The sequence below is a fragment of the Moraxella cuniculi DSM 21768 genome (assembly GCF_900156515.1).
Classification (GTDB): domain Bacteria; phylum Pseudomonadota; class Gammaproteobacteria; order Pseudomonadales; family Moraxellaceae; genus Moraxella; species Moraxella cuniculi.
Map to the genome: position 1 here is coordinate 15862 of NZ_FTNU01000002.1, position 16954 is coordinate 32815.

The window sequence follows — 16954 nt, forward strand, 5'->3', positions numbered from 1 at the left end:
CACAGTGGCACAACTGTGCCAAATTAATTAATCTTAATTGTTAGCAAATGCCGCAACAATCTGGGAAAAAGCCTCAATTTTTAGGGAAGCACCGCCCACCAACGCTCCATCAACACCAAAAGCTGTAGCAAATTCGGCAGCATTTTTCTCATTGACACTGCCGCCATACAGCACGCTTACGGTCGGCATGGCATAACGAGCCAGCACCTGCTTGATATGTCGATGCACGCCGATGACCTCGTCAATGCTCGGTGTAAGTCCCGTGCCAATCGCCCATACAGGCTCATAGGCAACGATAAGTTTGTCAGCTGGTACGGATTTTAGCACTGACAATTGCTCATCAAGCACTACCAGCGTCTGCTGTGCTTGATACTGCGACTTAGTTTCACCAACACAAAACACCACAGTCAGACCAGCATCCACCGCTTGTTGTATCTTTGCCTCAAAGAGGGCATTGTCCTCACCATAATACGCTCGACGCTCCGAGTGGCCTATGATGACAAACTTCACCCCAATATCAGCCAACTGCCCTGCCGATACATCACCAGTAAAGGCTCCCGTTGTTGCTGTCTTGGCACAGACATCTTGGGCTCCGAGCAGTATCGATGATTCTGCCAACAATTCGCCAACCGCTGACAGATGCACAAAACTTGGCACACAACCAACCTGCACTGATTTATCCATCTGCACCAAAGATGATGCCAGCTGGCACGCTTGGCTAAGCGTGGCAGGGTTTAGTTTCCAGTTGCCGATGACATATTTTTGTGCATTCATGTATTTTTCCAATGATAAATAATTGTCAGTTTGTGCCAATCCATACTGGCATATCAACCCTTAATTTACCTTAATTTGTCAAACTTGCCCAAACTGCGAAATTTGACCAAAAGGCGAGGCAAATGCTCATTATACCGCAAAATCGCCTTTATCGTCAGATTTTTTGCAAACGGTCTTTAAAATCAAAGCCGCCGCCATTAGCGTAGCTTTAAAGTCATCAATCCCAAAATCACCAAAATAATGCACACGATATAAAAGCGGGCAACAACTTTGGTTTCTTTCAATCCCATTTCCTCAAAATGATGGTGCAGTGGTGCCATCAAAAAAATGCGTTTTTTGCGTAAACGATACGAGCCAACCTGCAAGATAACCGATACCGCCTCTGCCACAAAAATACCGCCCATAATCGCAAAAGCAAGCTCCTGCCTTGTCATCACAGCAATCGTGCCAAGCATACCTCCCAGCGATAACGCACCAACATCACCCATAAAAACATCAGCAGGGGCGGCGTTATACCACAAAAACCCCAAGCCAGCACCGATGATTGAGGCACAGACAATGACAACTTCGGTATTGTAGATAATATGCGGCACATGCATATATGCAGCATAATTTGCCGAGCCCGAAATATAAGCAAACACGCCCAAACCTGCCGCGACCAGCACCACAGGCAAAATCACCAAACCGTCCAGACCGTCAGTTAAATTCACCGCATTTGACGATCCTGCCAATACAAAATAAGTAGCAATAATAAAACCCAGCCCAAGCGGTATCGCCGAGAACGGAATTACCACGCCCTTAAACAACGGAATCAGCATGTCTTGCATGGCGGCAAGTGTCGTGGCATCTTGTTGGGTTGCGATATAATACATCGACACCCCTGCAAATAACGAACCAAGCGACAGCCAAAAGTACTTTTTGCGAGCAATCAACCCTTGGGGGTTTTTGTGCTTGATTTTTAGCCAGTCGTCTGCCCAGCCGACCGCCCCAAACACCACCATCACCACCATCAAAATCCACACATAAGGATTGGATAAATCCGCCCATGCCAAAGTCGCAATGCCAATCGCTACCAAAATCAGCACGCCGCCCATCGTTGGTGTGCCTTGCTTGGCAAGGTGCGTTTTTGGCCCATCATCACGCACAGCCTGACCGTATTTGAGCGTGCGTAAATAATTGATGACAGGCTTACCTGCGATGATAACAATGCACAATGCCGTCATCACTGCCAATAACGCCCTTAGCGTAACCGAAGCGATGGCAATATCCGTTTGTTGTAACAACCAATAAAGCATGAGTTTTCCTTATTTTTAATAATTAGTACAATCAGCAAGCGGTCAAATCTGCAATCAAACTTTCCATTGCCATACCACGAGAACCCTTAAATAGCACGGTTGCCTGCCCTGCCTTGAGTAGGTTTTGTAAATCAATCAACAGGTTTGGCTTATCGGCATAGTGCTTGGCAATCATCTTGTGGCGGTTGATTGCTTGGGTGGTATGTGCCATGTGCGTACCGACTGTCAGCACATGGTCAATGGCAAGTGTGGCTATTTTTTCGCCAAGCTTTGTATGCTCATCAACACTGGCATCACCCAATTCAAAAATATCACCCATCACCAAGATTTTTATGCCCTGTTCAGCTTCCAGCACCGAAGCTGCAGTCAGCATCGAGGTTGGATTGGCATTATAGGTATCATCAAGCAAGCTATGATTACCAAACGCCACGCGTGTCAAGCGACCCTTTGGCGGTGTGGCATTCGTCAATCCTTGTACAATCGTTGGCAAATCAATCCCTAGTGCCACCGCTGCTGCCGCTGCTGCCTGTGCATTGGCAACATTATGCTCGCCAATAAATGGCAGCCGTACGGGCAAGCTTTGTAATGTGTCAATGTCAGGATTTAGCACCAAATCAAAACAACTGTGCGTTGTCAATGCCTCCACTTCATCAGCAAAAACATCGCCCATCATCTGCACCGTCTCTACGCCTTGCAAGCTAAGCATTTCATAGTCCGCTTTGGCAAGATTGGCTGTCTTTAGTGGTACCGACCGCTCGCCAAAGCTGATGGTGCGTTGGGTGAATTGCTTAGCGGCAGCTGACAGCTCTTCATAAAACTCATCAGCAAATGGCAACACCGCCACGCCCTGCTCGGTCAATGCCGAATAAATTTCAGCTTTGGCTTTGGCGATATTTTCACGACCACCAAACTCGCCCAAATGTGCCGTGCCAATATTTAGTACCATCGCCACATCAGGACGCACCAGCCCTGCGGTATAGGCAATCTCGCCCACATGATTCGCCCCCAGTTCAACGACCAAAAAGCGATGCTCATCTGTCAGCTCCAAAAGCATCATTGGCACGCCCAAATCGTTATTTAGGTTGCCTCTGGTGATGAGCGTTGGAGCAATTTGACCCAAGATTGAGCCAAGCATTTCTTTGGTGGTGGTTTTGCCGCTTGAGCCTGTCAATGCCACCACTGTCAAATCGGTGTGCTGATCGCGGCGAAATTTACCCAAATGACCCAATGCAAGCCTACTGTCAGCAACAACAAGCTGTGGTATATCGCACTCAACTTCTCGCTCAACAATGGCTGCCACTGCTCCGTTTTGCTTAGCAGTTGCAACAAAATCATGAGCATCAAATCGCTCACCACAAATCGCCAAAAACACATCGCCTGCAATAATCTGGCGTGTATCGGTGATGATACGCGTGGCACGGATATCAACAGGCGGTTGATGCCAACGACCAGCTGTCGCTTGCTGTAGATTATCCTTATGCCACACATAGGCGGTTTGTTTGCTCATTGATATACCTTAACTTTTATATTACAACAAATCTGGCTTGTAGCACAAACCGATTCTAAACATTGCACAAATCTACCAAATCATCAACACGACATTATTGGCAATATTATATCGCATCATCGGTGAATATACGCAAATTGTACCTTTGACACCATGCTCTGTTTGCTGTGCTGTTATTTTTGATATTTTGTCAAAAACTCATTTAGCACCGACAAATCATCAAAATCATGACGCACGCCATTGATTTCTTGATAAGTCTCATGCCCCTTGCCTGCAATCACCACAATATCATGCTCGCCTGCACAACGCACTGCCAGCTCTATTGCCGCCCTGCGGTCAGGCTCAACCATGATTTTATCATAATCATCAGCCTTTAGCCCTTCTTGCATTTGTGCCAAAATATCCAGCGGATCTTCCGAACGGGGATTATCTGCGGTCAAAATCACTTTGTCAGCATGAGTCAATCCTGCCTGTGTCATCGGCATACGCTTGCTGCGATCTCTATCGCCCCCACAGCCAAATACAGCGATTAGCTCACCTGTGCAATGTCGTCTTAGGCTTGATAACACCTGCACCAGAGCGTCTGGCGTATGTGCATAATCAACAATAAACGAACCCAGCTGTGATTTGGCACGCTGCATACGCCCCCTTGCTCCTTGCAAGTTTGCAACCAATGCTGGCAAATCCGTCCAATGCTCGGCAAACAATCTGTCAAATACCGCCACACTTGCCAATAAATTATCCACATTAAACAAGCCAAGCAATGGGCTGTGTAGCGAAAGCTCGCCCTGTGGTGTTATGATTTGTAATGCCACACCGTCAAGACTTGGCTCAACTGACTTGGTGTGATAATCCGTCCTTGTCTGCTGACCGTAGCCATACAGCTCATAGCCACAAGGCTTGGTATAATCAAATAATGCGTACTCGGCATCATGATTTATCACCCCAACTGACAAAGTTGGAAAATATGCCTTGTCAAACAATCTTGCTTTGGCGGCACGATACGCTTGCATATCAGCATGATAGTCCAAATGATCATGCGATAAATTGGTATAAACCGCTGCCACAATCGGCACGCCCTGCAAGCGATACTGATCCAAGCCATGAGAGCTTGCCTCTAGGGCGATAACCTGCACCCCTTGCTGTGCCATTTGATGAATAAATTCATGCACGGACAATACATCACCTGTGGTGTTGGCAGCTTGTACCAATGCACCCAGCCTGCCATTACCTGCCGTACCCATCACCGCTGCTTGTATGCCCGCCGCCTGACACAGCTGGGCGATTAATTGACTAACGGTTGTTTTGCCATTGGTGCCTGTTACCGCAATTACCATCGGCAAAGACACAGGCTGACATAGTTGCAGTCTGGCAGCAATCAAATCGCCCAGCACCGTGCGAATCTCTGGCACGCACAGCACAGGGATTGATACATCGCACAAATCCAATTGCTCGGCTGCTATCTCACTGATGACAAAACTGGCTTTATCCTTTATCGCTTGTAGATAGCGGTTGGCATTGGCAATGCTGGTTTTTTCATCAAGACTGCTGCTGGCAAGCAACACAAAGCCATCGCCTTGATTGACCTGCCGAGAATCTAGGCAAAATCGTCCAAATTGACAAGCCAAAATCGGTGCAAACACCTGCCAAAGCCATGCACTTTTTGTCTGTGCAACTGTGCTTGGGGTATTGACTGCTTGTTCAATGACCTGCTTTATGCTGACAATATTATTCTGAAAACTCATAATCATTCCTTGAAACTATGACAAAGGTGCCTGTGTTGCTTGGCGAAGCGGCTTGTCATACGGCACATTATAAAGACGCAACGCCTCTTTCATAACATTGGCAAATACAGGTGCTGCAACCTGTCCTGCATAGGACTGTCTGCGTGGATCTTCCACCAAAATTGCCACTGCAAACCTTGGGTTGGACGCAGGAGCAACACCAACAAAAATCGCACGATGCTGATCGGTGTAGTATCCGCCTTGTGGATTGGTGCGGCGACTGGTACCTGTCTTACCAGCGACACGATAACCATCGATGGCAGCAGCCTGACCTGTACCGCCTGCACCTGTTACCAGCTCCATCATACGCACAACCGCTTCTGCATGCTGGGCACCGATGACTTGGGTTGGCTCTTTGCTTGGCTGATCCTTTACCAGACGCAGCGGATACATTAGCCCACGATTGCCAAGGGCTGCATAGGCTTGGGCAAGCTGTGCCAAAGTTACCTGCTGTCCATAACCATAACTTAAGGTTGCACGGCGTGATAGCTCACGGTCTTTGGGAACGATAACCTTGCCAGCAGATTCGGCAGGAAAGTCCAATGCGGTCTTGGCACCAAAGCCAAATTTCATCTGCATATTGGCAATGGCATTGGTCGGCAAATTAAGAGCGATTTTGGTTGAGGCAACATTACTGGATTTTTGGATTAATTTATCTAGCGTAATCACGCCATAATTACCGCCATCACGAATGGTATAACCACCAACTGACACACTGCCCGGCGATGTATCAATCACCGAATTGGTATTGTATTTGCCAGATTCTAAGGCTGCTGCCACTGTAAATGGCTTCATTACCGAACCAGGTTCAAACACATCAAGCACGGGGCGGTTGCGTTCATTGGCACCATCTCGTTCGGACAGATTGTTTGAGTTAAATGACGGCCACGAACCCATTGCCAGCACTTCGCCCGTTTTAACATCAACCACCATGCCAGAGCTTGAGCGAGCCGACTGCAATCGCCCAACCTGTTCAAGCTCCTTATACAGGACATATTGCAGTCGTGAATCGATGGTCAGATTGATATCTCGCCCCTCGACAAGCGGTTCAATTTGCTCAATTTCTTGAATGACCTGACTGCCTCTGCTACGCAAAGCCAAAACCTTGCCATCTTTGCCAGCGAGCAACTCGTTGTATTTTGCCTCAATGCCAGCACGCCCAATATAGCCACTGCCATCGCTTGATTGCCCCATAAAGCCCAAAATCTGTGCATTTGGCTCGGCTTGCAAATAATAGCGTTGGAAATACTGCTCTCGCCCAACGGCAAAAAACTCCAGCTGCATGACCGATTCGGCAATTTCGGGCGACACACGATTTAACAAGACCAAACGGCGTGAGCCTGCACCTTTTGGTAGTGCTGCTTGGACTTTTTTGTCATCGCTGGCGTCCAATTTGGGGTCAATTTTTACCGCTGCTTGCAATTTTTCCAAAGGAAAGTTGGCTGCCGCTGCCAATTTGACCAAATCCATGTCTTTTAATTTTGTCAAAGTACGCTGCTTGACGGCATCTTTTTTGGTGCTGTTCATATCAGCAACCAAGCGATAGTATTCTTCGGCATACGCATAAGGATCAAAAAACACCGTATAAAGCGGAGCATTTGCCGCCAAAGGAGCACCAGCTCTGTCGGTAATCACCCCACGATAACTCGGCTCGGTACGCACTGTGGTGATGAGTTCATCGCCTTTGTCAATGTAAAACTGTGCATTAAAAATCTGCAAATAAGCCGCTCGTGCAATAAGCACAAACATCGCCAGTGCCATAATCAACCACACAAGCAAATATCTGCGTGCGTCTTGCTTGCCGCCAACCAAGCTCGCCCCAGTGCGTTTTTTTACACCAAACGACCACCATGATCTTTTTTTATTCTGCGTATCACGCTCTAAAGGTGCCGTAACACTTGCCGAGCCTAGTTTTGGTTTTTTGGTTGATTTGCTCATCTTTACTCACTTGCTTGGCTTGACGGCTTGGCATTTGGGGCAATGACACGGCGATTGTCATTATTAGGAAAAAACATTCCCAGCTCAGTTACCGCTCGCTGGGCAACTTGTGGCGTGGCACTGAAGGTTTGTTGCTCAATCATCAATCGCTGTTCTTCAATTTTTAGCTTGGTTAATTCTCGGTTGAGTTTTTGTAGCTCAATATACGCCTGATGCCTTGCTTGAGTTTGTTTGACAATCAAAATCGCCGTTGCAAAAATCAGCACAATCAAAACAGCAAGCACCAAACGCAACAGCTGACGCATATCAGGTGCAGATTCAGTTTCGTACAGATGATTTTTGTTCATAATATTGCTCATTATCGTTACTTAAAGCACCGCTGGCTCATCGCTACGCACCGCACCACGCAACCATGCACTTCTTGCTCTGGGATTTTGGTGAATCTCTGCCTGCGTTGGTGCTACTCGTTTGGGCTTGGCAAAATACTTTGGGCGAGCAGGCACAATCGGCAAATGCTGCTCTTCGTCATAATAGCCACGACTGTGCCGCTGCAAAAACTGCTTAATGCGACGATCCTCAAGCGAATGAAAACTAATCACCGCAAGCCTACCACCTGTTGCCAGCAGTTCAATGCTCTGCTCAAGCAAGGCATCAACATCGCCAAGCTCATTATTAATAAAAATCCGCATCGCCTGAAAACTTTGGGTTGCTGGGTGCTTGCCTTTTTGCCAGTTTGGGTGAGCTTGCTTGATGACCTCAGCCAGCTGCAAGGTAGAATCATAGCTGTCCATCGCCTTGATTGCCCGGGCTATCTTGCGTGAATGCCGCTCCTCACCGAACTGATACAGCACATCTGCCAGCTCGTCTGCCGACACGCGTGCAAGCCACGCTGAAACAGGCTCACCACGGGTGGTATCCATACGCATATCCACCGCCCCGTCTTTCATAAAGCTAAAGCCACGACTGCCATCGTCAAGCTGCGGACTAGACACGCCCAAATCCGCCATCAACCCATCAATCTTGCCAATGCCCAGTTTGTCCAAATCCTTGGCAACATTGGCAAAACTGTCATGCACCACCTGCACTCGCGAATCCATCGCCGCCAATTTTTGGGCAACTTCGATTGCTTCTGGGTCTTTGTCAAACACCACAAGCCTTGCTGATTCGTCCAAAAATTCAAGCAACCTGCGACTATGACCACCACGCCCAAAAGTTGCATCAACATACACACCTGACACCGATGCCAGCTCCAGTTCTGTCAGCTTTTTGACATTTAACAGCATCGCCACCGTCTCATCAAGCAAAACAGCCGTATGCACAAACTGCTTTGGCATATCGCTTGCTGTAGTGATTGAGCTGACATCGTTCATGGTTGTTCACTGTGATTTTGTGCAAATTGATTAATAAATTTTAGATAATAATTTATCAAAAATTAACTGACTTATCAGTCAAAATAATCATAAACTATTACAAAACTAAAACCTTACTATTTTAGCAGTAAATAATGAATTTGTGGGGAATTTGTCGCAATTTTTTGTGTTAGATTGTTACGAGAGTTCAACAATTGCCAAAATTTTGCCACATTTTGCACAGTTTGCACCAAACTCTACCAAAAATAGTGCCAATTTGCTATCATAGCACCTTATCTATTGTTTCAGTTGAAAGTTAAGAGCATCATATGACACGACCAGTTCGCACTCGCATCGCCCCCAGTCCGACAGGATTTCCTCATGTTGGCACCGCTTATATCGCCTTGTTTAATCTTGCTTTTGCCAAATCAATGGGCGGTGAGTTTATTTTGCGTATTGAGGACACTGACCAGACTCGCTCAACCAGTCAATCTGAACAAATGATTCTAAACGCCCTAAAATGGCTTGGGCTAAGCTGGGCTGAAGGCCCTGACATCGGTGGGCCGCACGCTCCTTATCGCCAAAGTGAACGCAGCGAAATCTACAAAAAATACGCCGAAGAACTGCTGGACAAAGGCCATGCTTTTCGCTGTTTTTGCACCCCAGAAGAGCTTGACCAAATGCGTGAGGCACAATTGGCTGCTGGCTTGCCTGTCAAATATGACGGACGCTATGCCAATCTTAGCCGTGAAGAATCCGATGCATTGGTCGCACAAGGCAAGCCTTATGTGATTCGTATGCGTGTGCCAAGCGAAGGGGTCTGCACCATTCACGATATGCTGCGTGGCGAGGTGGTGATTCCTTGGGAGCAAGTGGATATGCAAGTTCTGCTAAAGACAGATGGTATGCCTACTTATCATCTTGCCAATGTGGTTGATGACCATCTCATGCAAATCACCCATGTGCTGCGTGGCGAAGAATGGCTACCCTCTGCACCCAAGCATCAATTGCTGTACCAATACTTTGGTTGGCAAATGCCCGTCTTGTGCCATATGCCACTGCTTAGAAATCCTGACAAATCCAAACTGTCAAAACGCAAAAACCCCACCTCCATCACCTACTATCGTGATGCTGGCGTATTGCCTGAGGCACTGCTAAATTACTTGGGTCGCATGGGTTACAGCCTGCCTGACGAACAAGAAAAATTCAGCCTAGATGAGATGATTGCCAGTTTTGATATTTCACGTGTCTCGCTTGGCGGCCCTGTATTTGATATCGAAAAACTCTACTGGCTAAATGGCGAATACCTGCGTGCAATGGACACAACAACGCTCAAGCATGCACTGTTATCTTGGGCAAATGATGACGAAAAACTGACCGCCATCACCAAGGCGATTCAGCCACGCATTAATTTATTATCCGATGCAATCAATTGGGCGGGATTTTATTTTCAAAATCTACCCGATATCAGCAGCGAAGATTTTGCCCACAAAACGCTTGATAGCGAACAAATTCTTGAGATTTTGTATTTGGCAACTTGGCAACTAGAAGCCCTGCCAGCATGGACTGAGGATAATATTTATCAAATCATGAAATCCTTGGCGGCACATTTTGACATCAAACTCAAAGACTTCATGCAGCCGTTTTTTGTTGCCATTGCAGGCAGTACTGCCAGCACGCCTGTCATGAACTCAATGGCCATCATCGGTGCTGACATGACTTTGGCTCGCCTAAGACACGCCTGCGAAGTGCTGGGCGGACTTGGCAAGAAAAAACTCAAAAAACTTGAGGAAAAAAACAAAGCCCTGCCAAACTTTTTGGCGGACAGCACAGTGTAGCCTTGCCACAATCTCCAGATATCGCTTGAGCGGGCAAAAATCTTGGCGATAAAAATTGAGAAAATTTACAAAAAATGCTTGACAGCTAAAAATTATGCTGTATAATACGCAGTCATTAAGCATGGGGCTATAGCTCAGTTGGTAGAGCACTTGCATGGCATGCAAGGGGTCAGCGGTTCGACTCCGCTTAGCTCCACCAGATGCTTAGTATGAAATGTAAGCACCTAGGCAATTTCTTGCATTTCATTTGCAGCAATATTTGCAAATTTTCTTGCGTCCCATTCGTCTAGAGGCCTAGGACACCGCCCTTTCACGGCGGTAACAGGGGTTCGAATCCCCTATGGGATGCCACTTATTTTCTTAATAAAGAACAAAACGCCAGTCTGATTTGACTGGCTTTTTTGTTTGTACAAGTTTGCTTGGTGAATCATGGCCAATTTTAATACACACTTAACCGCTGGCGTGATTATTAGCAGTGCTGTTGCTGGCTTGGGGTTTTATTTTCAGCTTTATGGTCTGACAACTGCGGTGCTGTGCGTGATGGTTGGCACATTGGGCAGTCTGCTGCCTGATATCGACCTTGACAGCTCCAAGCCTGCCAAACAAGGTTTTTTTACACTATCGCTCATCAGCTCAACGCTGATTACCATCATCTATGCCAATCGCTACCAATCTGGTCAGTTGCTGCTGCATTCATTGCTCATCTGGGCGATTGGGTTTGTGATTATGCGTGGGGCGACCGAGCTGTTTAGTCGCTTAACGGTTCATCGTGGCATGGTGCATTCTGTACCCTATATGGCAGTCTTTGCACTTGGGGTGGTTTATGGTGCATTTTATGGATTAAAATTAACCGCCTTTGTCAGCTGGATATTTGGCATGATGTTGTTTATTGGAGCGATGGTGCATTTGGCACTCGATGAAATCTACAGCGTCAATGTTTATGGACTAAGGCTCAAAAAATCCGCTGGCACGGCGATGAAATTTATCGAAAAAGACAAGCTGATTTGGTATGCTGGCTTGTACAGCTTGATTGCTGTCCTATGCTACAAAGCACCGCCTTATGGCGATTTTGTGCGTGCCATCACCAAAATAGCAAGGGGTATGGTTTAGGCTGGAAGATTGGCAAAAATCAAGCTCTACCCAAACCGAAACGCCACGCCCGTTACAACAAACGCAATCGCCCACAGACAAATCAGTCCCACATGAACCATCATCAGACGCATGGTCTTGGCATCATGCACGCCCTTTTCAAATCGCACCACCACTCGCAAGCGAGCGTGCAAAGCGGTGATGATGGTCAATAGCAGCCAAAACAGCTTGGCATAAATCAGCCCACCAAGCTGCCCCAACGGTGCCAGCCACTGCGACATTGGCACCATTGCATTGAGCATATACGCCCCTGCTATCACCTGCACGGCGAGTGCCAAAAGCCCAAGCGGCTCATAGCTTTTTTCAAATTGCAAAAAAGCCGCCACATCTTGATTACGCACAAAGCGTGGCATTAATCGCACAAACAAATACAGATGCACGCCCACCCAAATGCTGGCAGCAATAATATGCACAATAAGCAATATCCGATACATAATTCACCTCTGATGTCGCCGACCCTTGCGAAAAACGAATTCGTCTTGATAAAACGCGGCATCTGCATTGTCCCAAAAGTGCGGCACGCCCAAAATCGGCAAAGGGCTAAACTGTCGTGGCGTTACACCTGCAACCAAAAATTTATCAAGGCGATCGCACAGCAGCTCATCAAGCATCAACAATTGCATGGCAAGCGGCTTGGCAAAAAAGACTTGTGGTACACGCACAATCAGCGTATGGGCACATAATGATTTGTAGGGATTGAGCATTTGCTCAAGCAAGGCATGGCCAAAAATAAACGCCCTTGCCCCAGTGTACCGCTTGGCAATATCAGGATTGTGCCAATATTGGCGATTCTTTACCAAGCAAGTCTGCCAATCAAACCCCACCAAAGCATCTGCGATTTCGCTGCCGATTTCATCATCACTGACTGCGATGATTGCCCCATTTTCGTCAAATACGGTGATGGTATCACGCACACGATTGCGGCCATTGCCACTATCCACCGCATCAAAATGGGCTATGTGTTTGGCGTTTAACAAGGCTTTTGTTTTGGGAAATTTTGCCCAGACGCAAGCACCGAACCAATCATGCAGATTGTCTCTGGTGGGAATTTTGGCATATTTGTGAATAAAAGCCTCATACGCTGTGCCATGCGGCAAATCATCTTGACTGACAAATGACAGGGGCGTGGCGGTGGCGTGGAGCTTTGGCGTGATATTATTTGCCAAAAAATAACCGTTAAGCCACTCTGCCAAAAAGGTCGGGCAGCCATCAACAAAGGCATGATGAATATCAGCATAAGGACGCAAATGCACAGGCAGGCAAGCGGTGCATGGCAATAAATAAGCAAAATCAACTGATGGCATGGTCTTATCTTGTACAAATATAAGACATTATACCACCAAGCTGATTGACCATTAAGACTTATTGGCAAAATTTAAAGCCTACAATTCACCGAAGTTTAAAATTTAAAATCCACCTGTGCCAAATACTGCCTACCCACTTCCGAACGCACATCAGCACCACTTAGATATTGGCTTTTGCGATTAAGCAAATTTTTGGCAGTCAAACCAAGTGCCAGCTGATACGCACCACCAAATTCATAGCGAGCGTTTAAATCCCAATTGACCACACCGCCCATGCGTTTTTTACTGTATTCTTGTCGCACCACCGAGCCTGCATGATCAAACTGCTTATCAGCTGGCAAGGTGGATTTGGCAAGCCCTATCTGCCCTGCACGGTAACTAAGCTGATTATTTAGGCTTAGACGGTTAAAGCGGCTGTGGATAGATAAAGTCGCTCGCCACGGCTGATTATAATTCACCGCTGGCAAATCAGTATGCTCAACAACACGCCCCTGATATAGCACATAAGGGTCGTCTCTTAAAGTAGAATCATCAAAATCATTAAAATTACGCAGAGTCTTCGTATAACTACCGCCCAAAGACAGCTCATGCTCACCGCCAAACAGCTTAAACGGCTTGGCACTTGCCAGTGTCAAACTATAAATGTCTGACTGGCTTTTACCCAAATTATCATAAGCCCAAACCAGCGGCGTGGTGCTGACACGATACTGGCGTATCTGATCTTGATAATTGCGGCGAGTGTATTGCAATTGCCAATTTGTGTTGTATGCTTTGGCCGTGATACCTGCAACATATTCATCTGTAGATGGTGATTTTAGGGCATTGCGAGCGATTCTAGCACCTGTCAAATTACCAATGGTTTGCCAATTATCATCTAAATTTGTGCGTCTTTGATCCCAAGCAAAATTCTTAATGCCGTCTTGCAACGATAAATTAAACGCATTTCGCCCATAATAGCGGTTTGCCCCCAGTGTCAGTGCCAAGTCTGAATTAGCAAAAGGCTGATAAGTCAAATGAAAACGCGGTGCAATGGTGGCTTTTTTGGTCATATTGTCATCATCGTATCTTAAGCCCAGATTGACAGTAAGCCGCTGACCAAATGTTAATTTATGCTGCGTGAACGCCGACCAGCCAAGCTGTTTGAGATTAATCGCACCTGCCTGATAATAGGTGCGGCGAGTATGGTACTGACCAACGGTTTTGTTGTTACGCTCATAAGTGCTGTCGCAATATTTATCAATGCTGCCGTCCGCACGCTGGCAGTCCGTGCCGTTCGCTCCCTTAATTTCAGGAATAAAATACCAATAATAATCGCTCGTACGCCGCCAATCTGCCTGCTGCTGATTCAGGCTGGCACCTACAGTCATTTGATGGCTAAACCTACCATTTTCATAAGGATTAAAGGCAGCTTTGAGCTGATATTGCCAGCTGTTGCCATTTTGTTCAAGCGGTGTGCCTGTTGTACCCTCATTGACCGCAGTACCCACGCCCCAATCCTTGGCGGCGGATTTTCGCCATGATATGTATTCATCAGAGCTAACTTTGCGTTGCTGTTTTTCTTGCTTGTACACCAAAGCGTGTTTTAGTTGAAAATTCGGCAAATCATGACTAAACGACAAATCCACAATGTAATTTTGCTGATCAACCGTGTGCTTGCTATCAGCAACATTTGGCTGATATCTTAGCGAGCCATTATTGGTGTATGACAGATTCAGCTTGACGCTGTTGTTGGCATTAATCTGATATTCGGCATCAAGCATGGCATTATCAGCGGTACGCTGCTGGTTATACGCTCTGGCATCGGGCAGGTTGGCTTTTAGATAAATATCTGACAGACGGCGTGATAATGATAAAGACAAACCAAGATTATTGGTTGGCTTGCCATAAACAGTGGCACTTAGCCCTTGTTTTTTAAAATCTTTTTGATAGTTGATATTGTTATTTTTGTCAAAATCCTCAAGCTCGCTGGCATTGACATAGTTGTATTTGGTCCAGTCGCTGCTGGTATAATCGTAGCTGATTTTACCGTATATTTTGCCTGTGGCGGTTTTAGGCACACAAGTTTTTGCCTTTACCACACCGCCGACAAAACCACCATATTCTGCTGATACATTGCTATCTAATACGCTAAGCTCGCATAATAACGCTGTATTGATGGTTGCTGTTTGTGCCGAACCTGGTAATTTATCCGCCGCAAAGCTGTTATCACCGCCAACAGGGTTGATTTCATTGGCAATGCTGGCGTTATTTAACAAAATCTGATTATCATACTGCAATGCACCATTAATACTAAAATCAGTGGCAAAAATCTCCCCTTGAGTGCCAGCCGCCTGATCTGCACGGTCAAACTGCACATTGGGGTGTTGTTTGAGCATCTCGGTGATGGTGCGATTGATTGCTGGGGTATTTTGTAGTTTTTCGGCATCATAATAAGTACGCCCAATATCATTTTGGCGTGGCACTGACGAAACATATACCGCTGGCAGGACAACACTTGGCATTATGCCCGTAGTTTGTGGTGCTGCTTTTTCTGCCGCTACCTCTTGAGCATTCGCCCAATTGGGCATCAAGATCATAATTGATGCACTAAGTAAGCTCAAACTGCTTTTCATTTTATTATCCCAAATTAGCATAAATAATAACAAGAAATTTATGGATAATGATTATTATTTATTTTGTAAAATATGTCAATAATTTTGACAAATATTTTTATTTGTTAATTTTTCTTATTTAAATTGCAGTTTGTATGCGTAATTTATCTACGCAAACTGATAATTTTGATTATTTGATTTTATAAAGTCAGCAAAAATGCCACCACTGCTTTGCGTTCTTGACGCGTTAGCCCAAGCGGTACAATCAAAGCATCTTTATGATTTTGGCGTGCCAAAGGCGGTGCGGATTTTGGCAACCGTTCAGGCATGGCTTGATTGTACATCTCAACCACGCCCTCCAGATTGGTAAATCTCCCATGATGAAACCATGGCTTGCTTTGTGCCAAATTACGCAAAGATGGTGTTTTAAATTTGCCAAAATCGGCACTGTTGCCAGTGATGGCATAAGCACCAAAATCAGCAAAAGCACTGCCTGCCAAAGTTTGGTTCAGATTGTGCAGTTTGCCATCGCTCATTGCTTGCCCAAAATGACAATTCATGCAGCGTGCCTTGGTGCGAAACAAATGCAAGCCAAGTAACTGCTGGTCATCAAAAGCGGACACATCGCCCAAAAGCACTGTATCAAAACTGGTCTGTGCAGGTGTTAGGCTTTGTAAATACGCCACCACTGCTTGGCTGAACTGTTCAATGGTTATCGCTTGCACCTGCTGACCAAAAACTTGACGGAATTTTGGCAAATAGCCCACTTCTTGCAACCGCCAATCAATACTGTCAAGCGATATTGCCATTTCATTGGGGTTTGTTAATGGCAATAACACCTGTTCGGATAATGACTTGGCTCTGCCGTCCCAAAAAAATTGCACCTGATTTGTCATAAGCCCCAAATGCACAAGCGACTGGCTATTGCGTTCACCTTTGCGTCCAAGCACACCAACAGACACAGTGCGAGGATCGGCAAATGCGTATTCTGGGCGATGGCAACTGCCACAGGAAATTTGACCATCTAAAGACAACGCCGTCTCAAAAAACAACCGCTCTCCCAATTTTGCCTTTGCCGACAGACTGCTTGACAAGCGATTTGGCACAGGTGCCAACTCTTGCCACACCACACCCTTATCAATTACAGGCTGTGGCCACTTGCCGACTGGTTTGGCATATTGTTCACGCAAACAAGCCATATCATAGCCTTGTTCATGCTGACAAATGGTATAATCCCACGCCCCAAAAGCACAAAGAGTCATGACGGCAAGCCAACCAAGCAGCAGCCAGCCGATCTGCCGTATCACTTTGCTCCACGCATACTGCATACACATAGATTTTAGCTTGCTATCCATTCATGACAAATCTGGATAATCGGTGATAATGTCCGTCCAATTCTACTGTTTGCCAAGTTACTACTTCGGA

The 16954-nt window shown here is 46.3% G+C and carries 13 protein-coding genes and 2 tRNA genes; 4 read left to right on the plus strand and 11 right to left on the minus strand.

Features of this window, described 5'->3' with window-relative positions:
- Nucleotides 1-33: 33 nt before the first annotated feature.
- The 7 genes from tpiA to rsmH all read right to left on the minus strand — a co-directional run bounded on the left by tpiA (nt 34) and on the right by rsmH (nt 8668).
- Nucleotides 34-774, minus strand: coding sequence for a triose-phosphate isomerase (tpiA, locus tag BW928_RS01705; RefSeq protein ID WP_076554523.1), 741 nt, complete (start codon nt 772-774; stop codon nt 34-36).
- A 197-nt stretch (nt 775-971) separates the two neighbouring features.
- Nucleotides 972-2069, minus strand: coding sequence for a phospho-N-acetylmuramoyl-pentapeptide-transferase (gene mraY / locus BW928_RS01710; RefSeq protein ID WP_076554524.1), 1098 nt, complete (start codon nt 2067-2069; stop codon nt 972-974).
- A 31-nt stretch (nt 2070-2100) separates the two neighbouring features.
- Nucleotides 2101-3576, minus strand: coding sequence for a UDP-N-acetylmuramoyl-tripeptide--D-alanyl-D-alanine ligase (locus BW928_RS01715; RefSeq protein WP_076554525.1), 1476 nt, complete (start codon nt 3574-3576; stop codon nt 2101-2103).
- 173 nt (nt 3577-3749) lie between these two features.
- A complete protein-coding gene (locus BW928_RS01720) occupies nt 3750-5321 on the minus strand; it encodes a UDP-N-acetylmuramoyl-L-alanyl-D-glutamate--2,6-diaminopimelate ligase (RefSeq protein WP_076554526.1) in 1572 nt (523 codons plus the stop codon).
- Between the two features lie 15 nt (nt 5322-5336).
- A complete protein-coding gene (locus tag BW928_RS01725) occupies nt 5337-7298 on the minus strand; it encodes a peptidoglycan D,D-transpeptidase FtsI family protein (RefSeq protein ID WP_076554527.1) in 1962 nt (653 codons plus the stop codon).
- A gap of 2 nt (nt 7299-7300) precedes the next feature.
- On the minus strand, nt 7301-7645 hold the full coding sequence (gene ftsL / locus BW928_RS01730) for a cell division protein FtsL (RefSeq protein ID WP_076554528.1): 345 nt from the start codon (nt 7643-7645) through the stop codon (nt 7301-7303).
- 21 nt (nt 7646-7666) lie between these two features.
- A complete protein-coding gene (rsmH, locus tag BW928_RS01735; protein WP_076554529.1) occupies nt 7667-8668 on the minus strand; it encodes a 16S rRNA (cytosine(1402)-N(4))-methyltransferase RsmH in 1002 nt (333 codons plus the stop codon).
- Between the two features lie 308 nt (nt 8669-8976).
- On the opposite strand from rsmH, the gene gltX reads away from it, so the two are divergent.
- The 4 genes from gltX to BW928_RS01755 all read left to right on the plus strand — a co-directional run bounded on the left by gltX (nt 8977) and on the right by BW928_RS01755 (nt 11595).
- Nucleotides 8977-10485, plus strand: coding sequence for a glutamate--tRNA ligase (gltX, locus tag BW928_RS01740; protein ID WP_076554530.1), 1509 nt, complete (start codon nt 8977-8979; stop codon nt 10483-10485).
- 123 nt (nt 10486-10608) lie between these two features.
- Nucleotides 10609-10684: transfer RNA gene (locus tag BW928_RS01745), tRNA-Ala, on the plus strand.
- Nucleotides 10685-10760: 76 nt separating this feature from the next.
- Nucleotides 10761-10836, plus strand: a tRNA-Glu gene (locus BW928_RS01750).
- Nucleotides 10837-10914: 78 nt separating this feature from the next.
- Nucleotides 10915-11595 (plus strand): metal-dependent hydrolase, encoded by a 681-nt coding sequence (locus BW928_RS01755; protein WP_076554531.1) that lies wholly within the window; start codon nt 10915-10917, stop codon nt 11593-11595.
- A gap of 26 nt (nt 11596-11621) precedes the next feature.
- Here BW928_RS01755 and BW928_RS01760 read toward each other — a convergent pair whose 3' ends face one another.
- The 4 genes from BW928_RS01760 to BW928_RS01775 form a co-directional block, all read right to left on the minus strand.
- The gene (locus BW928_RS01760) at nt 11622-12068 is read right to left on the minus strand and encodes a hypothetical protein (RefSeq protein WP_076554532.1); all 447 of its coding nucleotides are present in this window, start codon (nt 12066-12068) and stop codon (nt 11622-11624) included.
- 3 nt (nt 12069-12071) lie between these two features.
- The gene (locus BW928_RS01765) at nt 12072-12938 is read right to left on the minus strand and encodes a DUF3025 domain-containing protein (protein ID WP_076554533.1); all 867 of its coding nucleotides are present in this window, start codon (nt 12936-12938) and stop codon (nt 12072-12074) included.
- A gap of 95 nt (nt 12939-13033) precedes the next feature.
- Nucleotides 13034-15550 (minus strand): TonB-dependent receptor plug domain-containing protein, encoded by a 2517-nt coding sequence (locus BW928_RS01770; RefSeq protein ID WP_076554534.1) that lies wholly within the window; start codon nt 15548-15550, stop codon nt 13034-13036.
- 179 nt (nt 15551-15729) lie between these two features.
- Nucleotides 15730-16863, minus strand: coding sequence for a cytochrome-c peroxidase (locus tag BW928_RS01775; protein WP_158078439.1), 1134 nt, complete (start codon nt 16861-16863; stop codon nt 15730-15732).
- Nucleotides 16864-16954: the final 91 nt, after the last annotated feature.